The organism is Peptoniphilus harei (assembly GCF_900454685.1).
GTDB lineage: Bacteria > Bacillota > Clostridia > Tissierellales > Peptoniphilaceae > Peptoniphilus_A > Peptoniphilus_A harei.
In genome coordinates, this window is sequence record NZ_UATM01000032.1 from 433,943 (window position 1) to 456,610 (window position 22,668).

The window sequence follows — 22,668 nt, forward strand, 5'->3', positions numbered from 1 at the left end:
ATATTTTTTAATAAAGATTTGAATTAAAGTGTAAAGGAGGAGATAGTTATTATAAACTACAAGTGGATATTGTGTCCTGTATGTGGAAATAAAACACGATTAAAGATAAGGGAAGATACTGAATTAAAAAAATTCCCCCTCTATTGTCCGAAATGCAGACAAGAAAATTTAATTGAAATAAAGCAGTTCAAAGTAACTGTGATTACAGAGCCAGACGCAAAGACGCAGAGCCGATAAAATGAGATTAATACAATCTCATTTTATCGGCTCTTTCCGTTATGTATGGATTCTTTTAATTAGTCTTCGATGTTTCTTGCTTCGTTGATACCGCTGGCTAAAGATTCCATTAAGGATAGTTCTTTGTCTGTAAAGCTATCCATGTATTTCTCTATCTGTAATCGTCGGGTGCTTTTTACCAAGTTATTAGCAGGTAAGAAAAATTCATCAACGGACACATCAAGTAACGATACAAGGTCATAAAGAACTTGTATGCTGGGGTGTTGCCCTTTATTTTCAATATTAGTTAAGTACCGTGGGTCAATTTCAATCAATGCTCCCACTTGTTCACGAGTTAAACCTCGTTTCAATCGAGCTTCTTTAATGGCTAAACCAAAGGCTCTAAAATCATATTTATCTTCTTTTTTACGCATAGTAGACCACCTCTATACATTTTATTGTTCCTACTGAATTAAAAACAGGTATAGAAAAACGTGTTATATGGTTTATAGGTTTATATTTAATAAAAAGCACTACTAAACGCCAATAAAAAAAACCGTTATATGGTAGTGCTATTTACGCTGTTAAAATATTGTATATTACTTCCAAATGGCGGTTTGTTGGAGGTCAACGTCGCCATGAAGTACATCATATACAATAAATTTCCTTACATTGGGTTCTTGTCAAAAAAAGTCGTCTATCTGCAATAGATAAGTACGTCCACCAATGTGGTTTTATAAATCATATAGATAGAATAACAGAAGCATGTAAACAGAGAAATAAATCTGTTTATATGCTTTTTTGGCTATTCAGAACTTTTTTACAAAGTTTATTTATCAGTAATGCAACAAATCCCCCTTTCACATTGGGACTAAGAGTGAAAGGAGATAAACGAGCAAGGCTCACTTCCTTTCCTAGACAGAAAGGGGGTGAGAAACATGAAACCATCTTCTTTTCAGACCACAATAGAAAATCAGTTTGACTATATCTGTAAACGTGCTATGGAAGACGAGCGAAAGAATTATATGCTTTATCTTTCAAGGATTGCAAAGCGTGAGGTGTCCTTTTCGGATGTTGGCGATTATCTTGTTAGCCAGTTTGCGACAACAGATAACTATTCAACTGACTTTCAGATTTTTACACTCAATGGGTTATCAGTAGGCGTTGAAAATGATTTGTTGAGTGAAGCATTACGTGAGTTGCCAGACAAGAAACGTGAAATTCTACTGCTGTTTTACTTTATGGACATGAGCGATTCAGAAATTGCAGACCTGTTGAAATTGAACCGTTCTACTGTCTATCGGCATAGAACCAGTGGACTAGCCTTAATTAAAAAGTTTATGGAGGAATTTGAAGAATGAAAACACAATATCCTATGATTCCCTTTCCTCTCATTGTAAAGGCAACAGATGGCGATACCGAAGCGATTAACCAGATTCTACATCATTACAGAGGGTACATAACGAAGCGTTCCCTACGACTTATGAAAGATGAATATGGCAATCAAAGTATGGTCGTTGATGAAGTCTTACGTGGAAGAATGGAAACCAGACTGATTACAAAGATTTTGTCATTTGAAATTAAGTAATATCCTCTCTCCTTTCGTGGAAGCGTGCTAAACCATTCCACGCTTCCCGAACAGGGAGGTTTGTTATTCCACCAAAGCATATTGAGCTTTCAATGTGTTTTGATAGGCTAACGAGCCATTGTTCTTTGAAAACTGAATAAAAGTAATCGAATACGTTTCGATAAGAAAAGAGCCAACGGAACTAACCGCCATGACCTATCTTATAAAGATAGCGAGCGATTCATGTTAGTGATCCGAGAAGCAATCTTTAGCAGGATTGCCTGCAACGACATTCTTATCGTGATAATGATACTCCCATACAGTCAATAGTCCGAGCGTGATAAAACCGTCGCAGGCAATGAGTATGGCTACATGAGAACCATGCAGGGGTGGAACTCCCGTGAGCTTTGCTAAAGCTGTTCGATTGCTGGTAAAACAACTTTTATGAAATCCAAATAAGTGATTTGGAAAGGAGGATTTTATGAAGCAGACTGACATTCCTATTTGGGAACGTTATACCCTAACCATTGAAGAAGCGTCAAAATATTTTCGTATTGGCGAAAACAAGCTACGACGCTTGGCAGAGGAAAATAAAAATGCAAATTGGCTGATTATGAATGGCAATCGTATTCAGATTAAACGAAAACAATTTGAAAAAATTATAGATACATTGGACGCAATCTAGCGTCGCCAAAGGGTCTTGTATATGATAAAATAGTATTAAGTCGTATCAAGGCTCTTTCCATAAAGGAAAGGAGCAAATGCCATGTCAGAAAAAAGACGTGACAATAAAGGTCGAATCTTAAAGACTGGAGAGAGCCAACGAAAAGACGGAAGATACTTATACAAATATATAGATTCATTTGGAGAACCGCAATTTGTTTACTCGTGGAAACTTGTGGCTACAGACCGAGTACCAGCAGGAAAGCGTGATTGTATCTCACTTAGAGAGAAAATCGCAGAGTTACAGAAAGACATTCATGATGGTATTGATGTTGTAGGAAAGAAAATGACACTCTGCCAGCTTTACGCAAAACAGAACGCTCAAAGACCAAAGGTTAGAAAAAACACTGAAACTGGACGCAAATATCTTATGGATATTTTGAAGAAAGACAAGTTAGGTGTAAGAAGTATTGACAGTATTAAGCCATCAGACGCTAAAGAATGGGCGATTAGAATGAGTGAAGATGGATATGCTTATCAAACCATCAATAACTATAAGCGTTCTTTAAGGGCTTCATTCTATATTGCGATTGAAGACGATTGTGTTCGGAAGAATCCCTTTGACTTCCAGCTAAATACCGTCATTGATGATGATACTGTTCCTAAAGTCGCATTGACAACGGAGCAGGAAGAAAAGCTGTTATCCTTTGCGAAAGCTGATAAGACCTACAGCAAGAATTATGATGAAATCCTGATACTCTTAAAAACGGGTCTTCGTATTTCAGAGTTTGGCGGTCTGACACTTCCAGATTTGGATTTTGAAAATCGTCTTGTCAAGGTAGACCATCAGTTACTACGAGATACTGAAAATGGATACTACATTGAAACTCCCAAGACTAAAAGTGGCGAACGACAAGTTCCTATGGTTGAAGAAGCCTATCAAGCGTTTCAGCGAGTGCTGGCGAATCGGAAGAACCGTAAATGTGTTGTGATTGATGGTTATAGTAATTTCCTTTTTCTCAATGGGAAAGACTATCCTAAAGTGGCAAGTGATTACAATGGTATGTTGAAAAACCTTGTCAAGAAATACAATAAATATCATGAGGATAAGCTACCCCATATCACTCCACACATTTTGCGTCATACGTTCTGCACTAACTATGCAAATGCAGGAATGAACCCAAAAGCATTGCAGTACATTATGGGGCATGCGAATATAAACATGACGCTGAACTATTACGCACATGCTACATTCGATTCTGCTATGGCAGAGATGAACCGCTTGGAAAAAAAGAAACAGCAGGAACGTCTTGTTGCTTAGTAGTACAGATGAATTTACTACTAATTTACCACTTCTGACAGTCAATTCATGAGGAAATATATAAGGAAACGTGAAGTATCTTCCAACAGTAAAAATGCTCGAAGCCCTTTAGAATAAGGATTTGCGAGCATTTAATGAGATTTAAAAGGATAATTAGAAATCTATGTTTTGTTTACTTATAAAAACTATTGGTCTAAAATAATTTTAAAACTTCTGAGATTCCTGCTTTTTAATCAAGAATAAAGACCGATGGCAAAATAAAATCTTATTAAAAGCCTGACTTAATAAAATTAAATCCATTTTCATCATTTTTATAAGTTTTGTAGACTTTAACTTTCGATTATTTATCTTTAGGTCCAATATAGTGGACCTTTTTTTAATTTCGTAAAAGTTTTTCATATTTTTTTCTCAACTAAGGCTCAATAAGTCCATGTCAAACATCAACTTTCTTGTAATTGAGCCAGTCTTAGCCTATAATCTTATAGGAAATAATAAAAGTAAGGGGAGGAATTTATGTTACTATTTATTATCGGAATTATTATTTTATTTGTTGGAGGTTTTTTCTACTCAAAATATGTAGAAAAGCAACTTCAACCAGACGATAGACCTACTCCAGCAGTATCAAAAGCTGACGGAGTTGACTATGTAGTGATGAGCGAAAAGAAGAACTGGCTTATCAACCTACTTAACATTGCAGGAACTGGCCCTATACTTGGACCTATCCAAGGTATTTTATTTGGACCCATTGCCTTCTTGGCAATCCCATTAGGTTGTGTCTTCGCAGGTGCAGTCCACGATTACATGACAGGCTTCATCTCTATGAGAAATGGCGGGTCTCAAGTGCCAAAACTTGTTGGTAAGTATATTGGCGACGGCGTTCGTAAATTTTATAATATCGTTATTGCCATCCTACTTCTCTTAACTGGTGTAGTTTTCGTTTACACACCTGGAGACTTAATTGCCAACGACGTCTTAAAGGTTGGTGTAGATTCTAATGTTATTTGGATTATCTACGCAGTGATCTTTGCCTACTACATCCTTTCAACTGTACTTCCTATTGACAAGCTAATTGGAAGAATATATCCACTATTTGGTGCCTTCTTAATTATCTCTGCCATTGGAGTATTTATTGGAATCTTTGTTAAGGGTTCTGGAGACCTTTCTTTTGCAAATTACGGTCTACTTGCAGAACACCCACTTGGTCAAAGATTTATCCCATCCTTCTTTATAACAGTTGCATGTGGTATCCTATCAGGATTCCACGGTTCACAAGTTACTCTTGTGTCAAGAACTGTTAAGTCAGAAGCAGAAGCTAAGACAACTTTCTACTCAACTATGATTGCAGAAGGTTTTATCGCAATGGTTTGGGCAGCTGGTGCCATGGTAATCTTCTCAACAGGAAGAGCTCCACTTGATACAGCTGGAACCCTAATGGTTGGAGAAATTTCAAAATACTTTATGGGAGACATTGGAGGATTACTTGCAGTTCTTGGAGTAATAGCACTACCTATCACTTCTGGTGACACTGCCTTTAGGTCTCTAAGACTAATAATCTCTGAAGAATTAAACATTGACCAAAGATCTGGCGCAAAGAGAGCTGGTCTTGCAGCAGTTTTATTTATACCTGCAATAGCAATCCTCTTCTTCGCTAAGTCAAACCCAAATGGATTTAACATGCTTTGGAGATACTTTGGATTCACAAACCAATTTGTAGCAATCTTTGCCCTAGCAGTTGCCACAATTTATCTAATCAACACTAACAAAAATTATTTAATAACTTTGATACCAGGAATCTTCTACACATTTATAGTTTTCGCATTTATTATAAGTGAGAAAAAACTTGGACTTCGCTTGCCATTTACTATTGCCTATCCAGCAGCTGGAGTCCTAGCTATTGCTTACGCAATCTTTGTTGTTAAGACTGGTAAGAAGAATAAAACTAGAATTGAAACTACAAATCTAGAATAAATTTAATTTAAAATCAAATGTTAAAGACCTGCAGAAATTAAAACTGCAGGTCTTTTTTTTGAGGATTTATTTTTATTATTTTATGAATAAGAATTTAAGAAATTTATTTTACAAGATCAAAGGCTGTTTGTGGAACATATACAGCTCTTGTGGAATAAATTGTAAGTCCACCAAGTTCAACTTTTTCACCATTTTTTATAGCGTAGTTCTTTGAAACAGGGAAGATAATCTTATCAGATCCCTTAGTAACTATAGCTTCATAATCATTTGGTCCCTTTACCTTAAATTCAACCTTGGCTCCCTTTTCTTCAAAGCCTCTTCTTATAGGTTGGTAAAGTTCTTCTGTCAACTTATCAAGATCAATGTCAAGGACATCTTCCACGTATCTTCCAATTTCATAATTGTGAACTGTTCCAATTAGTCTCTTAGCATCCTTGGTAGTTGAGTAAGAATAAAGTCCTACATCTCCACCAACGTGACCTCCAGTTGTCCAAGCAATGTGACTTCTTGCTGAGATAACTCTTCCCATTGCTGAACCTGTGTCCTTTTCAGTCTTAATAAGATTTAACTCTTCTTCTGTAAGGTTCTTTATGCCAAAGTGCTTTTCCATTACTTCTCCCACATTGGACTTGTCTTCCTTCACTTCTTCAGCAGCCTTTGTCACAGAAATTTTTGCAGATGAAATTATTTTTGTAAATTCATCAAGAGGAGCCTTGTCATAACCCTTGGAAATGTTTCTGTGACCAAAAGTTATCCCACCAGTTCCATGGTCAGCAGCAATTAAAATTACTGTGTCCCCCTTTTCATCAGCAAAGTCTTTTGCAACTTTTACTGCATCATCAAAGGCTTTGATTTCGTGTATAAGAGCTACTGGGTCATTGGCATGAGCAGCCCAGTCAACTTCAGAACCTTCAACCATTAGGAAAAATCCCTTGTCATTTGTTGATAAAACTTCTAGAGCCTTGTCAGTCATTTCTGCAAGTGAAGGTTTGGTAGTCTTGTCCCTATCTATTTCATAAGGGAAGGACTTGTCTTCAAAAAGTCCCCAAAGTTTGTTGCCCTTTGATCCTTCTAGACCTTCCTTAGTAGTCACATAATCGTAACCCCTTGTCTTTATTTCAGAAATAAGATCTTCCTTGTCCTTTCTAGTTTCTTTACTTAAATAAGTGCTACCAGCACCTAGGACAAGGTCCATGTCTTGGTAAACTTGTTGTTCGCCAAGGTCTTCATAGTTATTTCTGTCAGGATTGTGGGCAGAAAAGTCAGCTGGAGTTGCGTGTTGGATATTTGATGTGGACACAATACCAGTGGATCTTCCACTTCTCTTTGCACCTTCAAGGACGTTGGCTATGGGTTGTTTAGCCCTTTCCTTGTCAAAGTTAGAAAATCCTGGCATGCCGTCTTTAGATGGATAAGAACCAACAAAAGGAGATTCTGTCTTTATGCCAGTTGCCATGGCTGTTGCTGCTGGAGCAGAGTCGGCCATAGGTGTGTTGGCGTTGTTAGTCCTAACAAGGCCTGTTGCCATGTCGTCCATTACAAACTTCTTGTCCTTAGTCATCCATCTTGCAGTTGTAAGTGCTTCTACACTCATCCCATCTGGTATCATCACAATTACATTTTTTGCACTACCAAAATCTTTCTCTTGGGCAAATACAAGAGAAGGCGCCAAAGTCACTAGGGCAAGTGAAATTGACAAAGCTTTTTTTAATTTGTTCATACTTTCCTCCTAAGATTTATTACTTATAATCTAACAGAGGATTGTAAATGAAATATAAATAGTAAGTAAAAAATTTTTTAATTTTTTTAAAGCAAGAGGTCTTTAATTTTATTTGGAGAATATTTTCTAGATTCTATTTTAAAAGGACAAGAAAAAAGGACGCCTAAGCGCCCTCACATTTTATATTATTAATATTAAACTTCAATTTTACCGTAGTTTCCATCTTTTCTCTTGTAAACAATAGAAACTCCATCAGTATCCGCGTCTAAGAAAACGAAGAAATTGTGATTTAGAAGATCCATTTGTAGGATTGCTTCTTCTTCATCCATTGGGTTAAGTTCGAAGTTCTTTCTCTTTACAATCTTGTGTTCTGCTTCTTCCTTTGGTGGTTCTTTATCAAAAAGTTCGTCAAACCTAATTGTTTCGTTGTTTTGATATCTTCTCTTTAATTTAGTCTTGTGTTTTCTAATTTGTCTAGCAAGTGCATCCACAGCGTTGTCCATTGAAGAGTACATGTCGTCTGTAGTTTCTTCTGCCCTAATAATTGTCTTTGGTAAAAATATTGTAGCTTCAACAGTTTGTTCATCTTTTATTGTAGAGAAAACAAGCCTTGTTTCAACTTCTTCAGAAAAATATTTATCTAACCTGGAGAATTTTTTTTCTGCAATTTCCTTCAAAGATTCTGTAAGTTCAATGTTTTTTCCAACAAAGTTCAATAACATAAATGTCACTCTCCTTTTTCTTTGCTTAATATTTACCCAAAAATTTACAAATATATCATTTTATTTAATTAACATCATAAACTCGTGAAATGTACAATTAAAACTATTCTTGATATAATTAGCATGAATAAAGCAAAAAATAATTTTGATTTTTTAAGGTTGTGATCTTATGGCAATAAAAAATAAAATAGACTATAAGTATAGGATTGGGATGCGTACCCTTAAGACAGCCCTTGCAGTTGTCATTGGCCTCTACATCTCCTACCTCTTGGACCTAGACTCAGCAATATTTGTATCCATAGCTGCAGTCTCAACAATGAAACCCTCAATGTCTGAATCACTCCAAGACTTTAAGAAGAGGATCTTCACCTGTGTCTTTGGAGTAATGGTGGGATACCTCTTTTCTAAAATATCTGTTAAAGAATACCTGGAGCCCCTAATAGCAGGCCTTGGCATCCTCCTTACAATTTACATCTTAGTAGTTTTTAAGATGAAGGACATGACCCAGCTTTCTTGCATAGTCTTTGTAGCAAGTTTTTGCTCCGACTCAGATAAATTTTACTACGCAACAAACCGTATCATTGGTACCCTTATTGGTATTTTTGTTGGCGTCTTGGTAAATTATTTTATTTCATCGCCCAATGTTTGGGAAGATTTTATAAGATCTGCCAGGAGCTGCTACAGATCTAGCAACTTAGTCCTAAGGCAAGTCCTTTCAGGCGAAAAGGTGGACTTAAGTGAATTTAATAAAAATCTAGCAAGTACCACAAAACTCTACAAACTTTTGGAGAAGGAGGCAGACACTCCCTTCCAATACAAGTACAATAAAATCTCTCGCGAGAAAAAAATTATGTCACTCATAGAAAGCATATCAGTTAGGCTTGAAGTGGTGGAGAATATGGATATCCACAAATTTAGCCAGGAGGTCTCCCAAGAAGCCCTAAAAAGATATGACCTTAAAGAAGAGCCCACACAAGACTTAGGTGTGGAAGACAGGGTCTACAACTACCACATTGAATATATTTTAAAATACATGGACCAACTTAATGAAGAAATAGAAAACATAAGGGTGAAATAATGAAAGATGACAAAAAAGAAATTTATGAAATAGGTAAAAAAGTAATATACCAATCAACAATAGGTTTTGAAAATTTTATTAAAAAAGAGGAATTTGATTTATTAAGAGAAAATCCCTATCTAATGAAAAGACCCCAAGATAACATATCTGCTTTTATCCTCTTGGACTTCAAGGACTTTTATTATTATTCTAAGGATGTCTTGAGAAATATTTTGACTTCACTAGACCTTGAAGAACCTATGATAGAAAAGATGGAAGAACTTTTAAGAGATTCCTATGTTTCCCTCTTCAAGATAGAAAAAAAAGATGGATACTATCTCTTTTATGACTGTCTCTTAGATGAATATATAGAAGTTGAACTAGACGACTCCATCGAATACTCTTCTGCAAGCAAGGGCCTAATAAGGGTCTTTGGTAAAGATGAAAGGAAAATGGTCCTCCAAGTTCTTCAAATGATTTCTAACAAGGATTTATTAACTTATAAAAACAATGTGGATAGTTTAATCAACCACATGAGACAGGAGTTTGGACCCCTTGAATTAAATAAGGACTTTCTAAAGTCTGACCTCTTAAACCTCTTGACAGTCTACGAGGTAACTTTTGAAAACCCAAGAGAAGAATCAGAAGACTTTGATGACTATGACTTCTCTGAATTTGCAGAGCTCCTAAGCACTTTCGATCCAGAGGACTTAGAGATTGCACAAAACTTAGACCTTTACAAAAAAATACTTCCTGGAGCCAAGGACGAAGCCATTATGGGCTTCATAGTAAGACTATTCTCAAAAATTTACTTTAAGGTCCTTGCTGATAAAAACAAGAGATTTGACGACTACAAGCTTGACTACAAGGAAATTTTCAAAAGCTTATCAGAAGCTGGCGAATTTTTAAGTAAGGATGAGCTAGTGATGTCTCTTGACTATTTAATTACTTTTTACTCCAAACTTGCAGGGCTTGGAAGAGATGTTGGCAAGATAATAAGTGAGCTTGGAGAAATTCAAAAAAATATTTTTAATTATCTTGACCTCTTAAAAAAGAGCCAAGCTGGATTCTTTTACGAAGACAAGGTTTTGGAAATCTTAATGGCAAATGAAGAAGACCTTGAGGCTAATGATTTTATAGAATACTTTGACTTCTTTATTGAGTTTTTGGACATGAATTATGTTGGTGTCCTAAAGTCTGGCGATCTCTCTCCTGCCATGCTAAGAGACTTTGCTGAGTCAATAAATCTTAGACCAACAAGAGAAGTGATGACTTACAAGAACAAGCACTTCCCACTAATAGAACTCTACTTCAATTTTTTAAAGAAGAAACATCTTATCCATATAGATCAAAAAGAATATGGAAGACAGGACATTTATATTACAGACATAGCCGAAGATTATCTAGCCTTTGACGAAGTTACTAAACTTGCAATTTGGGTTGAAGCCCTAACTAATAAGGACTTTTTGAAAGATTCCTTTGGCAAGGATTATGAAAAGTACAAGGACTTTGTCATAAATCTTATAAAGGACTTAAGCGAAGGCAAGCTTGTAAGAATATATGAATTTAAATTTAAAGACTTCGAGCTTTCTCTAATAAATATACTAATGGACCTTGGAATCATAGAAGATGAATTTAAGGATTTAAAAATTACAAGATTTGGAAGAGACATCTACGACTACTATAAGACTGAAGAAGCAAACTCTGACAATGTAATAGAAGTTGATTTCAAATAAAAATATAAAAGACGAGTGAACTAAGAGCAAAACTCTAAAATGGATTTGCCTCTGGCTTACTCGTCTTTTTTTATTGTTGAATTCAAGTCAACAGATAAAATTTGTATATAGTCAAACAAAAAAATCTTTATACTTTGATAAAGCGTTACAAACAAAGAGTGTTAAAAAAGGAAAAAGTTTTCTCTCACTCAGATAATACTGTGATATAATAAACCGAAAGGCTAGTCGTTTGATGAACTTTTATTGTTTTTAAAGGAGGAATAATAATGGAAAGTAAAAAGTTTAACTCGAAGGACATCTTAATGTTCGTATTATACGCACTCTTTGGCATATTCATGTTCTTCGTACCTGTACAAATTGGAGATGCTAACACCATCCCCATTGACCACTTGACAAGTTTTGTTAAGAAAATCCCAAATTATAACCTAATCTTTGGTGTATTTATGGTTGTAGCTGGTATAGCTTACGCTATAAAATCAAAATCTTGGCAAAAAAGTAAACTTCACATGGTTTTCTTCGTATTAAAATTAGCTGCCCTTGTATTCTTATTTATGTTCGTAACAAAAAAGGGACCCGCTAGGATTTTTGACGGCGATATGCTACCACTTATTTGGAACGGAATCATGGTTTCAGTAACAACAATTGTGCCAATTGGATCAGTCTTCCTTGCCTTTTTGACAGGCTTTGGACTTATGGAATTTATTGGAGTCTTCATGGAACCAGTAATGAGACCAGTATTTAAGACACCTGGTAGATCAGCAGTTGACGCTGTTGCATCCTTTGTTGGATCTTATTCATTAGCACTTTTAATTACAAACAGGGTTTATATGGAAGACACTTACACTAAGAAGGAAGCATCAATTATAGCAACAGGTTTCTCAACAGTTTCTGCTACATTTATGATTATCGTAGCAAAAACTCTTGACCTTATGGACTACTGGCTAGCTTACTTCTGGATTACACTTTTTGTTACTTTCTTAGTAACAGCAATCACAGCAAGAATCTTCCCACTAAGCAAGAAGCCACAAGAATATTATTCTGGGAAAGAATATATACCAGAAGCAAAGAAGAAAGTTACTTTCTCAGATGCACTTAACACAGGTATGGAAGCCTACAAAAATGCTGACTCCCTAGGAAAAGTTATAAAAGACAACTTTATCGATGGTTTTAAAATGGCACTTAACATTGCCCCATCCCTACTAGGCGTTGGTATGATTGGACTTTTACTTGCAGAGTACACTCCAATCTTTGATATCATAGGCTACATCTTCTATCCATTCACACTTATCACAAAGGTAGAAGAACCACTTATGGTTGCACAAGCACTGGGAATGAGTATTGCAGAAATGCTTCTTCCGGCACCACTTGTAGCAGAAGCTGGCCTTGGCCTAATAACAAAAATGCTAGTAGCAATAGTTTCTGTATCAGAAATCCTATTCTTCTCAGCATCAATCCCTGTTATGATGGGAACTGAAATACCTCTAAAATTCTCAGATTATATTATCATCTGGATTGAAAGAGTTATTTTAAGTATTCTAATTTCAATGCCAATACTTTATCTAGTATTTTAGATAATTTCTTTAATTAAATAATAGAAATGAGGGACTCGCTTGGTCCCTTATTTTTTTTAATTTTACAAGAAATTTACAAGGCCTTGTTATCATTAAGATGGTGATAATATGAATTTTATATTCTTTATAAGGTCAATAACTTACATAAGTTTAGAATTTCTATTTGCATACAAGCTAGAGAAGTCAAATCTTGCCACTAGAAAATATTTTTATGGGATGGGTCTTATCTTAGTCCTCTTTGAAATATTTATAATAAAAACTTATACTTCAGACTTCTGGGATAGGCAGGCCTTGGGATTTATATCAGGCTACATCCTCTATTTCTCTTTAAAAAATCTAATTAAAAAAGGCTAGCTTATATGCTAGCCCTTCTCATTAAAAGCTTAAATTCCCCTCTAAGAGATCTTTTCTTAAATTTTTTATCTTCTCTTCTATTTTTTCTATAACTTCTTTAAATTCTTTGTCGCTTTTGCCAGAAGGATCATCTAGACCCCAATCTTCCTTATATTTTGCTTCCAAATAAGGACAATAAACTTCGCAGCCCATTGTAATAGCTATATCAATAGGAGGGAGTTTATCAAGGGTCTTGGGTTCTTGACTCTTCTCCATATCAATATTATAAATTTCTTTCATCAGCCTTACAGAATCTTCATTTATCTTGTCTTTAGTTTCTGTACCTGCAGAATAAGATTCAAAAACATCTCCTGCCAACAGCTTAGCCAAGGCCTCAGCAATTTGACTCCTGCAAGAATTGTGAACACAAATAAAGGCAACTTTTACTTTTTTCATTTTATCTTCCTCCACAAATTTAGACTTATTCATCTCATAAGCTCAGGCAAATTTTCCCTTAGTCTTATTCGCCACATTTACCAAAAATAACATTACAGGAACTTCTGTCAATACACCAACAGTGCATGCAAGGGATGCAGCTGAGCCGACACCAAATAGGGCAACAGCAACTGCAAGAGCTAGTTCAAAAAAGTTTGAAGCACCAATAAGTCCAGCAGGTGCCGCTATTTTAAAGGGAAGTCCCAAGACCTTACAAGCCATGTAGGCTATAGAAAAGATTAAAATTGTCTGCAAAATTAAGGGAATTCCTATTAAAACAATGTGAAGTGGGTTCTCGACAATAGCATTTGCTTGTGAACTAAAGATGAGGATAAGAGTTAAAAGTAAACCAAGAGTTGTTATACCATCAAACTTATTTACAAATTCTTTCTCAAAATAGTCACTACCCCTCTTGCCTACAAGATACTTCCTTGTAATCACACCTGCAAGTAAAGGAACTGCCACAAAAAGCAAGACACTTACAAATAAAGTTTTATAGGGAACAAGAACTTTTGAGACTCCCAAGAGAAACTTCACTATTGGGATAAAGGCCACAAGTATAATCAAATCATTTGTGGCAACTTGAACAAGAGTGTAGGCTGGGTCTCCCTTAGTTAAGCTGCTCCAGACAAATACCATGGCAGTACAAGGTGCTGCCCCAAGCAAAACAGCACCAGCTAGATAATCCTTGGCAAGGTCTTCTGGAATCAAATTTTTAAAAATTATAAAGAAGAATAAGTAGGAAATCCCAAACATAGTAAAGGGTTTTATAAGCCAATTTGTAATCCATGTGACAAAAAGACCCTTGGGGTTCTTGCCAACTTCCTTTATACTTTCAAAATCTATTTTTATCATCATGGGATAAATCATTATCCAAATAAGAATCGCTATGGGAACAGAAATCCCCTCAATTTGTAATCCAGATACAAAACTTGTCATTTGTGGAAAAACTTTCCCCAAAAAAACTCCCACTCCCATGCAGATAAGGACCCATAGGGTCAGATATTTTTGAAAAAAATTAATACCTTCTCTTTTTTCTTCCATCACTTTCCTCCTTAAGCTTCAGATAAAACTAATTCTCAATCTTACAAATACAATCTTCAGTATTTGTAGAAATATCAGCAATAAAATTTATTATCTCCTTGAAACTCTCTTCCTTAAGCCTGTAATAAATGTTTTTTCCATCTCTCCTAGATTTTATAAAATCGGCTTCCTCCAACTTCTTCATATGACTTGATAAAGTTGGTTGACTTATATGAAAATATTCCAAAATTTCACAGGCACACAATTCCCTACAAGACAAAAGATCTATAATTTGAAGCCTCTTTGGCTCACACAAGACCTTTAGCATCTTGGAATAGGCAAAATATTTATCCTCATTTTTATCTGACATAAGCCACCTCCATCAATATTATACAAGTCATATCGACAGCTGTCTATGTGTTATTTAAAAAAATAAAATTTTATAAGCCTTTAAATAAAAAAAAGACTAGCCTAAGCTAGTCCCTATAATTTAAGCAAGATTCTTTAACTTATAAAAATTGTCGCTATCTCTCAAAGTCTTTAAAAGTTTTTCAACTTCACCCTTATCAGCCTTTATAAACTTTATCTTTTTAGGATGTGCAACAATATTCTTAACTTCCTTTAGCATTTCAGGACCAGTGCCGTGATAGTGAGAAGGAAGCCTAAAAGAATTAAAAGTCCCATCGAAATTCAAGTAATAATCAAAATACTCAAGCATAGCCATTGATGGACCAGAATTTACGCCCATGATTTCTCTTTTATACTTCTCGTCCTTTTCATAATCATCAAAACTTGACATAGAAGAGCCTCTTTCTCTTACACTTATTCCCAGTCCATCCTTTCTAGGATTTAAATATGGATCTTTATTTAGTTCAGGACCAAAAAATTCTCCAGCTTTAGCAAAAGATAACCAGGCAAGACAAGCCTCAACTTCACCATTCTTGTATCCCTTGAAAACTTTTGAAGGCATTTCTCTCATCTTTTTTTCATAAACAGCCTTCTCCTCGTCAGACTTATTCATCATTTCTTTCTTGTAAAGGTAGTCAAGACCAAGAGGGTCCAAGACTTCCTTCTTCTCTTGAAGATCTTTCTTTTCATCTTTTATCTTCTTAGAGTCATAGCCATCACCAATTACAACTACCCTCTTATCCTTGTCCCAGTCAACCCTTTCACCAAAGGCTTCGGCGATAGCCCTTAGGGGAACAAAAGTCCTGTCGTCCTTGATCTTAGGAGCCACATCTAGTTTAATAGTATTGCTATTCCCAGCAGAAAAATTTTTTATCTCCTTCTTATCAATTGTTAGGTAGAGAACTCCACCATAACCATCGCTAATTTGCACGCTCCTATTGGCTCCATCCCAGAGAACCTCTTTGCCAAGATTTTCAGAAATCACCCTAAGAGGCACCATAGTCCTCTCCTCATAGATATAAGGAGCCACATCAGACTTAATCATGTCCCCCTTCATCCAAATCCTAATATTAGTATTGGCAGTTACAAGACTTGGGATAGCCAGAGCAAGTATTGACGCACTCAAAATAAATTTCTTCTTCATAAAATCCTCCTTTTTTAAATTTAAAATATTTTCCTAATTATTCTCTTTAGTATGATTATATCTTAAAAAAATTTAAAAAGAAGATAAAAGTGTAAAGCTGTGAAAGTTTACAAGTCTAAGTCTTATAATAACTTCACAATAAATTTGCACAAAAAAACTGCTGGGTCCTTACCCAACAGTTAATTTAAGATTTATTAGTCAGCGCTATATGGAAGAAGTGCAATTTGTCTTGCTCTCTTGATAGCTACTGTCATTTCTCTTTGATGTTTAGCGTTTAAGCCAGTGATTCTTCTTGGAAGAATCTTGCCACGGTCAGAAATGTAATTTCTTAGTGTTTCAACATCTTTATAGTCAATTTTCTTAGTCTTATCTTTTTCAAAAGGATCTACTTTTTTCCTTCTGCCAAATCTTCTTTGCATTTTTACCCTCCTTAAAATGGAATATCGTCATTATCAACAGGGAAAAATCCATCGTCATCGTTATCATTCTTTGAAAAATCATTTTCGTAAGCAGAGTTTACTGGTCCTTGGTTTCCACCACCTGGTTGACTGAAGCCACCTTGGCTTTGGAAGTTGTTTTGATTATTAAATCCACCTTGGTTTTGGTTAAAGCCGCCTTGTGCTTGTCCCCCACCTTGGCTTGATCCAATAAAAGTAAGGTTATTTACTACAACGTCTGTTGTGTAAATTGTCCTTCCTTCTTTTTCATAAGATCCAGTTTGGATTCTGCCTTCGATTCCAATTTGACTGCCTTTTCTGTGATAGTTGGCTATAAGCTCAGCTGTTGCTCCAAAGGCTGTACAAGATATAAAGTCAGCTGTTGGCTGATTGTTTGCTTGTGCCTCTTGTCTTCTTTGCTTGCTCATTCTTCTATCAACGGCAACTGTGAAACGACACATTGCTGTGCCAGTTTGCGCATAACGAAGTTCGGGATCTCTCACTAATCTTCCGATTAAACTTACACTATTCATAAAAACTCCTTAGTCTTCAACTTTGATAATCATTTGTCTCATTACTGGGTCCATGATTTTCGCTACTCTGTTGATTTCTACTATGTCTTCTGCTTTAGTTTCAAATTCATAGAAAATATAGTAAGCTTCGTTTTTGTAGTCGATTTCGTAAGCTAGTTTTTTCATTCCCCATTCATCAACGTTGTTGATTTTTCCGTCTTTTTCGATTACTTTTTTAAGTCTTTCGAAGGAAGCATTTCTTTTTTCTTCTTCCACTTCAGGATAAAACATAATCACCGCTTCGTATTTATTCATACTTTCACCTCCTTATGGTCTTCGGCATAGATTAAAAAACTATGCAAGGATTTCAATCTTTGATATTATATATTAAAGAAATTGCTTAGTCAAGATTTTATTTAAAGAGGTGTTTATGGAAGTTAAATCTATAAGAGTTAAAAATAAAAAAACTATTGCCCTTGTTGCCCACGACCACAAGAAGAAAGACCTCCTTGCTTGGGTAAGAAAGCATGAAGATAAACTAAGAGGCCACAACTTCATTGGGACGGGAACAACTGCTGCCCTTATATCACAAGAGACTTCACTAGACGTCAAGAGGCTTGTGTCTGGACCTTTAGGTGGCGACCAACAACTTGGTGCCAAGATATCAGATTCGCAAATTGATATTTTGATCTTCTTTTGGGATCCTCTTGAAGCCCAACCTCACGACCCAGACGTCAAGGCCCTTCTTAGGATATCAACTCTTTACAACATTGCCCTTGCCACATCTCCAACTACTGCCGACTATATCTTGTCCTCTCCAATGTTTAATGGCGAGTACAATGTTGAAATTTTGGACAATGATTATTCTGTGGAAGACAGAATTTCAAAAAAGGATTTTGATTAATATTATATAGGAAGCGGCTTTTGAAGTCGCTTTTTTCTGTGATAAAATATTTTTATTGGAGGTTTTTATGACAAAAATGTTAGATAGATTTTTAAAATATGTGTCTTTTGAGACAACTAGTGATGAGGCATCAGAGACTTGCCCATCAACTGAAAGACAGTTAAAACTTGGGAATTATTTAGTGGAAGAGTTAAAGTCTCTTGGTATTGATGCTGAGATTGATGAAAATGGCTACGTCTATGGCAAGATTCCTGGAAGAGTCAAGGCAAAGAAGACTGTGGGATTTATTGCCCACATGGACACTGCTCCCGACATGACTGGAAAAGACGTCAAGCCGAGAATTATTGAATCTTACGACGGCAAGGACATCAAATTAAATGACGACTTCACAACAAGTCTTAAAGACTTTCCTTTTTTAAAGGACTTAAAGGGTCAAACTCTTATAACAACTGACGGAACTACACTCTTAGGTGCAGACGACAAGGCAGGAATTGCAATTATAATTTCTGCTGTTGAAGAACTTATTAATGATAAAGATGCAAAATATGGCGACATTAGGATTGCATTTACACCAGACGAAGAAATAGGCAGAGGGGCCGACAAGTTTAATGTCAAGGACTTTGGGGCAGACTTTGCCTTTACTGTTGACGGTGGACCACTTGGCGAACTTGAATACGAAACTTTTAACGCAGCATCTTGCAAGGTTAAAATTCAAGGTAAGAATGTTCATCCAGGTTCAGCAAAAGATGCCATGGTAAATTCTCAGCTCATTGCTATGGAATTTAACTCAATGCTTCCTGTCAATGAAAGGCCCGAATACACAGAAGGCTACGAGGGTTTCTCACTTCTTCTTAACATTGAAGGCTCTGTTGAGTCCACATCTATGTCCTACATCATCAGGGACCACTCAAGGGAAAAGTTTGAGGCCAGGAAGAAATTATTCCAAGATATTGCAGACTTTTTAAATAAGAAATACGACGACAGAATAAAAATTGAAATCAAGGACCAATACTACAACATGAGGGAAAAGCTTGAGGATCACATGGAAATCATCGACTTGGCAAAGGCTGCCTTTGAAAGGTCTGGTGTTGAGCCAATGATTGGACCAGTGAGAGGTGGAACTGACGGATCAAAGCTCTCCTTTATGGGACTGCCTACGCCTAACCTCTTTACAGGTGGTTACAACTACCACGGTCGCTACGAGCTTGTGAGCCTTGACCAAATGGAAAAGTCCAAGGAAGTCGTAAAAAATATAATAAAAATTTTGGCTGAATAGTTAAGAGTAAGTTATGAATCACCAGGCGACTGGTGATTTTTTATTTTTAAATTATTAAGAGGTCGTGATTTTTTATAAAGTTACAAATTATTATGAAGTAAGAATTTTTTCCTAGTTGATAATTATTTTATAAGAAGAAATTTTTTTATATCTTTCTAATAATTTATATTGAAGAGATTGCTTGTAACTTGGCAATAATTTGATAACCAAAAAATTTTTACGACTTTAAAATTATTTATATAGAATAAATTGTTTATGACTTTACAATAAATTAATAAACCTAAATTTTTTGATACTTTCTAAGATATTATTAATATAAAGAATTTTACTTATTAATACCTAAAGCCATAAAAAAAGAACCCTCTCGGGTTCTCTTTAGTTGCTATTATTTGAAGTCCTATTAGAGTTAGAGTCTTCATTAGAAGAATTTTCTTGAATTCCCTCTTCCTTTATTCTTTCTCTTAACTCTCTGTCCCTCATCTTTTGTTCAGCTTCTGCCCTCTCAGCATCAGTCATATTGGCAAGTTCTTCTTCTGTATAGTAAATTACTTCTTCTTGGTCATCAGGATTATTTCTAAGTCTTTCTAGCTCAGAAGCTTGGTAAACTGCATCCTTCTTGTCAACATAATAAAGAGGAGACCCCTTCTTCATGTGACCAACAAGAGTCTTCATATCAATGTTTTCCTTGTCAAGGCTTACCCCATAGTAGGCAAGATAGGAAAGCTGTCCATAGTTCATGTCTGTTTCAATGTGCTTGTTGGCAATGGAAACTAATTTTGGAAGCTTAAGAAGCATCTTAGGTGACTTCATCTTGTCGAAGATCTTCATGATAAAGTCTTGTTGGGCCTTGATCCTGTCAAGGTCTTGGTCCTTGTAAATTTTTCTTATCCTAAGATATTTTACTGACTCCTTACCATCTAAGAGGTGAAGTCCCTCTTCGAAGTCAATTTCTAGTGGTGGCACAGTTGACGGGTCAGTGTACTTGTACTCTGGTGTGTAAACTTCTACACCACCAATTGCATCAACAAGTTCTTCCACTGCTTCGTAGTTAACAGTGACATAGTGGGAAATTTTTATACCAAGTAGGTCCTCAACACTGGAAACTTGTAGGTCAATTCCTCCACGAGAGTAGGCGGCGTTCATCCTGTAGTTGTCATATCCCTTTATCTTGTAATATGTATCTCTTGGGATGGATATAAGTCTAACCCTGTCGTACTTGGGATCAATTGATAGAACCATAATTGTGTCTGCCCTCTTAGAATTTTCATCAACTTCATAAGTCACATCACTTGAGTCAATTCCAATTAATAGGATGTTTACAATGTCTTCTTCCTCATTAAAAATGGAAATCTTCTCTGGCTCTTGAACTTCTTCTTTATTATTAATTTTGTTTTCATTAGTTAATTTTTGTCCTCTTGGCGCAAATATAAAGGTAAGTCCCAAGGCACCAAGGAGGAGTATAACAGTAAGGAATACAAATATTCTGTAAATATATTTCATGTTAATCTCCTTGTATAATGAACACACAGTAATTAGTGTTATTTTTTTACTATATGATAATCATAGGCTTAGAAATACTAAAACTGATAAAAGCAATGCTAAGTTAACTGCTTATATGCTTTCTTCCAATGATGCTAAAGCCCACTTACGTTTATAATATCATTTAATGGGGCTTAAGTCACTAACTAGATATTGTTCTAGATTGAAGGAAGATTTAGCTACTTTTAAAATTTCTCTTTGCAGAATTGTTGATATTATCTTTTCCGAGCTTCAGACTTGTGTTTATCCTATTATTCAAAAGTCTACTCTTGCTTTCTCAATTTCCTTCTAGAAAATTATTGCTAATGCTCATCTTACTAAACTGACTAATGTTTTAAAGAACAATTCTAATAGCAGCTAGGGTAAAGATAAAGCTATTTTAATTAGAGTTATTTTTAAGCTTTTAAAAACTAATTCTAAATTTATTCCTCAGAATTAAAACTTTATTATTTTCTTTGCCTAATTAATTTAGGCTTGTTTGTTATGCTTATTTTTATTTAATTGTCTTTTATTTTTTACTCATTTTAATGTTGACATCATATAGTTATTCTTTATATTATTATACAACTATATTTGTAAATAAAAACCACCGGCTTATGTGGTGACCCCATAAGTGGCTATTACCGGTAGAATTCCATGCTTTGAACTTTCTTTCCCGTGCACCAATTTTCACAGCTTGTGCTAAAGCGTACAAAAAAACCTGGCCTATATGCTAGGTCAGGTTTCTATACTTTTATATTTCATTTCTAATGTTTTATTTTACTAGGCCTACTGCCATAAAGAAGCCTTGTGGGTGTTTACATGCTGGACATACTACAGGAGCTTCTTCACCTTCGTAAATATATCCGCAGTTTAGGCATTTCCAAATTGTTACTTCGTCTTTTTTAAACATTTCTCCTGCTTCTAGAGTATCTAGAAGAGTTTTGTACCTGTCTCTGTGGTGTTCTTCTACTTCGCCTATTTCTGTAAATGATTTTGCTATGTCGTCAAAGCCTTCTTCTTTTGCAATTTTTGCAAATTCTGGATACATAGTTTCAGCTTCGTCATTTTCACCATCAATAGCTCCTTTAAGGGCAAGTTTTGTGTCCTTATAAACTACTGGGAAAGCTGTATAATCAGGGTTTAGTTCAATGGCTTCATTTTCAAATTCGTCTTTTAAGTACTTATAAAGTGCGTTTGCGTGAGCTCTTTCATTTAAAGCTGTTTCTTCAAAAACTTTTGCTATGTGTTTGTAGCCTTCTTTGTCAGCAATTTTTTGAGATAGAGTGTATCTTTGAACTGCTTGAGATTCTCCTGCAAAAGCTGTTATTAAGTTACTTGCTGTTTTTGTTCCTTTTAATTTTTTCATTGTACTTACCTCTTTCTTTTTTATTTGGATATACTTCCAATATATTATATTTATAACCCTTTACAAATGGCTTAAACACTGGATTTTGTGATAACAATTATCAACTGGTCAGGGCTTTAAAAAAAGAAATAAGTTTTGAAATGTACTTATCTCTTTAATCTGACTTTTATCATTGTTTGTTTTTGCTATTAAATTTCTATTTCTAATAGGATTGGAGTTTGATCCTGTCTATCTTCAGAGTTTGGCATTTTTGATTCTACTAGTTGGTCCTTAATCCTATCACTTAATAAAAAGTAGTCAATCCTCTAGCCTGACTTGTTAATCCTAGACGTTTTTATTCTTTGAGCCCATTCCTTCTACGTCTCCATGAGCGTGTCTAAAGGTGTCTTTAAATCCTTCTTTTTCTTCGTCTGTAAATCCTGGTTATCTTTTATTGGTCTCTGGATTTTTCAGGTCAATTTACTTGTGGACAAGGTTAAAATCTCCTGTTGCTATTACTGGCTTATTTTTATCTAAGTCTGCTAAGTAGTTGGCATAGAACTTGTCCCATTCTTGTCTTTCTGCTAGTCTTTTTAGGCCATCTCCTGCCTTAGGAGTGTAAACTGTTGTAAAGTAATAGTCCTCAAATTCTAAGGTTAGCATTCTTCCTCCTAAACTAGGTCCATATAATATTTCAATACTTTTATTAATATGCTAAATTAAATTCTT

The 22,668-nt window shown here is 35.4% G+C and carries 24 protein-coding genes and 1 pseudogene; 12 read left to right on the forward strand and 13 right to left on the reverse strand.

What is annotated here, in order from left to right:
- The first annotated feature begins 69 nt into the window (after positions 1-69).
- Positions 70-237, forward strand: coding sequence for a cysteine-rich KTR domain-containing protein (locus DRZ96_RS03505; protein ID WP_000336323.1), 168 nt, complete (start codon positions 70-72; stop codon positions 235-237).
- A gap of 59 nt (positions 238-296) precedes the next feature.
- Here DRZ96_RS03505 and DRZ96_RS03510 read toward each other — a convergent pair whose 3' ends face one another.
- Positions 297-650 carry a helix-turn-helix domain-containing protein gene (locus tag DRZ96_RS03510; RefSeq protein ID WP_070701362.1) on the reverse strand — a complete coding sequence of 118 codons (354 nt, stop codon included), beginning with the start codon at positions 648-650 and terminating at the stop codon, positions 297-299.
- Between the two features lie 504 nt (positions 651-1,154).
- Between DRZ96_RS03510 and DRZ96_RS03520 the strand changes: the two genes are divergently transcribed.
- The 5 genes from DRZ96_RS03520 (at position 1,155) to DRZ96_RS03545 (ending at position 5,735) form a co-directional block, all read left to right on the forward strand.
- The gene (locus tag DRZ96_RS03520) at positions 1,155-1,577 is read left to right on the forward strand and encodes a sigma-70 family RNA polymerase sigma factor (RefSeq protein ID WP_000804885.1); all 423 of its coding nucleotides are present in this window, start codon (positions 1,155-1,157) and stop codon (positions 1,575-1,577) included.
- On the forward strand, positions 1,574-1,804 hold the full coding sequence (locus DRZ96_RS03525) for a helix-turn-helix domain-containing protein (RefSeq protein ID WP_000857133.1): 231 nt from the start codon (positions 1,574-1,576) through the stop codon (positions 1,802-1,804). Before DRZ96_RS03520 ends, DRZ96_RS03525 begins: the two co-directional genes overlap by 4 nt.
- 460 nt (positions 1,805-2,264) lie before the next feature.
- The gene (locus tag DRZ96_RS03535; RefSeq protein ID WP_000814511.1) at positions 2,265-2,468 is read left to right on the forward strand and encodes an excisionase; all 204 of its coding nucleotides are present in this window, start codon (positions 2,265-2,267) and stop codon (positions 2,466-2,468) included.
- 81 nt (positions 2,469-2,549) lie between these two features.
- Complete coding sequence (locus DRZ96_RS03540; protein ID WP_049542880.1) at positions 2,550-3,767, forward strand: tyrosine-type recombinase/integrase; 1,218 nt, start codon at positions 2,550-2,552, stop codon at positions 3,765-3,767.
- A 513-nt stretch (positions 3,768-4,280) separates the two neighbouring features.
- Entirely contained in the window at positions 4,281-5,735 is a 1,455-nt protein-coding gene (locus tag DRZ96_RS03545; protein WP_112889592.1) for a carbon starvation CstA family protein, read from the forward strand.
- A 103-nt stretch (positions 5,736-5,838) separates the two neighbouring features.
- Here the strand turns inward: DRZ96_RS03545 and DRZ96_RS03550 are convergent, their stop codons facing one another.
- Positions 5,839-7,455 carry an alkaline phosphatase gene (locus tag DRZ96_RS03550; RefSeq protein ID WP_112889593.1) on the reverse strand — a complete coding sequence of 539 codons (1,617 nt, stop codon included), beginning with the start codon at positions 7,453-7,455 and terminating at the stop codon, positions 5,839-5,841.
- Positions 7,456-7,649: 194 nt separating this feature from the next.
- Positions 7,650-8,177 (reverse strand): ribosome hibernation-promoting factor, HPF/YfiA family, encoded by a 528-nt coding sequence (hpf, locus tag DRZ96_RS03555; RefSeq protein WP_112889594.1) that lies wholly within the window; start codon positions 8,175-8,177, stop codon positions 7,650-7,652.
- Positions 8,178-8,346: 169 nt separating this feature from the next.
- Here hpf and DRZ96_RS03560 point away from each other — a divergent pair, with 169 nt between their 5' ends.
- The 4 genes from DRZ96_RS03560 (at position 8,347) to DRZ96_RS03575 (ending at position 12,895) form a co-directional block, all read left to right on the forward strand.
- Complete coding sequence (locus tag DRZ96_RS03560; RefSeq protein WP_112889595.1) at positions 8,347-9,255, forward strand: FUSC family protein; 909 nt, start codon at positions 8,347-8,349, stop codon at positions 9,253-9,255.
- A complete protein-coding gene (locus tag DRZ96_RS03565) occupies positions 9,255-10,970 on the forward strand; it encodes a hypothetical protein (RefSeq protein WP_112889596.1) in 1,716 nt (571 codons plus the stop codon). The genes DRZ96_RS03560 and DRZ96_RS03565 overlap by 1 nt, the downstream gene beginning before the upstream one ends.
- A gap of 266 nt (positions 10,971-11,236) precedes the next feature.
- Positions 11,237-12,541 (forward strand): YjiH family protein, encoded by a 1,305-nt coding sequence (locus tag DRZ96_RS03570; RefSeq protein ID WP_112889597.1) that lies wholly within the window; start codon positions 11,237-11,239, stop codon positions 12,539-12,541.
- Between the two features lie 108 nt (positions 12,542-12,649).
- Positions 12,650-12,895 (forward strand): hypothetical protein, encoded by a 246-nt coding sequence (locus DRZ96_RS03575; protein WP_112889598.1) that lies wholly within the window; start codon positions 12,650-12,652, stop codon positions 12,893-12,895.
- A 21-nt stretch (positions 12,896-12,916) separates the two neighbouring features.
- Here DRZ96_RS03575 and DRZ96_RS03580 read toward each other — a convergent pair whose 3' ends face one another.
- The 7 genes from DRZ96_RS03580 to rpsF form a co-directional block, all read right to left on the reverse strand.
- The gene (locus tag DRZ96_RS03580) at positions 12,917-13,330 is read right to left on the reverse strand and encodes an arsenate reductase ArsC (RefSeq protein ID WP_112889599.1); all 414 of its coding nucleotides are present in this window, start codon (positions 13,328-13,330) and stop codon (positions 12,917-12,919) included.
- Between the two features lie 42 nt (positions 13,331-13,372).
- Complete coding sequence (gene arsB, locus DRZ96_RS03585; RefSeq protein WP_172605453.1) at positions 13,373-14,413, reverse strand: ACR3 family arsenite efflux transporter; 1,041 nt, start codon at positions 14,411-14,413, stop codon at positions 13,373-13,375.
- A 28-nt stretch (positions 14,414-14,441) separates the two neighbouring features.
- Positions 14,442-14,762, reverse strand: a complete 321-nt coding sequence (locus DRZ96_RS03590) for an ArsR/SmtB family transcription factor (RefSeq protein ID WP_144019617.1) — start codon at positions 14,760-14,762, stop codon at positions 14,442-14,444.
- Between the two features lie 120 nt (positions 14,763-14,882).
- Positions 14,883-15,944: a copper amine oxidase N-terminal domain-containing protein gene (locus DRZ96_RS03595; protein ID WP_112889601.1), complete on the reverse strand. Its 1,062-nt coding sequence runs from the start codon at positions 15,942-15,944 to the stop codon at positions 14,883-14,885.
- Positions 15,945-16,138: 194 nt separating this feature from the next.
- Positions 16,139-16,363, reverse strand: a complete 225-nt coding sequence (rpsR, locus tag DRZ96_RS03600) for a 30S ribosomal protein S18 (protein WP_005957053.1) — start codon at positions 16,361-16,363, stop codon at positions 16,139-16,141.
- 11 nt (positions 16,364-16,374) lie between these two features.
- Complete coding sequence (locus DRZ96_RS03605; RefSeq protein ID WP_070700068.1) at positions 16,375-16,914, reverse strand: single-stranded DNA-binding protein; 540 nt, start codon at positions 16,912-16,914, stop codon at positions 16,375-16,377.
- Between the two features lie 9 nt (positions 16,915-16,923).
- The gene (gene rpsF, locus DRZ96_RS03610) at positions 16,924-17,208 is read right to left on the reverse strand and encodes a 30S ribosomal protein S6 (RefSeq protein ID WP_070700069.1); all 285 of its coding nucleotides are present in this window, start codon (positions 17,206-17,208) and stop codon (positions 16,924-16,926) included.
- A 115-nt stretch (positions 17,209-17,323) separates the two neighbouring features.
- Between rpsF and DRZ96_RS03615 the strand changes: the two genes are divergently transcribed.
- Complete coding sequence (locus tag DRZ96_RS03615) at positions 17,324-17,797, forward strand: methylglyoxal synthase (RefSeq protein WP_112889602.1); 474 nt, start codon at positions 17,324-17,326, stop codon at positions 17,795-17,797.
- A gap of 67 nt (positions 17,798-17,864) precedes the next feature.
- Positions 17,865-19,073, forward strand: a complete 1,209-nt coding sequence (pepT, locus tag DRZ96_RS03620) for a peptidase T (protein ID WP_112889603.1) — start codon at positions 17,865-17,867, stop codon at positions 19,071-19,073.
- Positions 19,074-19,448: 375 nt separating this feature from the next.
- Here pepT and DRZ96_RS03625 read toward each other — a convergent pair whose 3' ends face one another.
- From DRZ96_RS03625 to DRZ96_RS11640, 3 genes and pseudogenes are all read right to left on the reverse strand, one after another.
- Positions 19,449-20,573 (reverse strand): LCP family protein, encoded by a 1,125-nt coding sequence (locus DRZ96_RS03625; protein ID WP_112889604.1) that lies wholly within the window; start codon positions 20,571-20,573, stop codon positions 19,449-19,451.
- A gap of 793 nt (positions 20,574-21,366) precedes the next feature.
- Complete coding sequence (gene rbr / locus DRZ96_RS03630; RefSeq protein ID WP_112889605.1) at positions 21,367-21,960, reverse strand: rubrerythrin; 594 nt, start codon at positions 21,958-21,960, stop codon at positions 21,367-21,369.
- Positions 21,961-22,148: 188 nt separating this feature from the next.
- Positions 22,149-22,608, reverse strand: a pseudogene (locus DRZ96_RS11640) (exodeoxyribonuclease III); the annotation flags it as partial.
- Between the last annotated feature and the right edge of the window lie 60 nt (positions 22,609-22,668).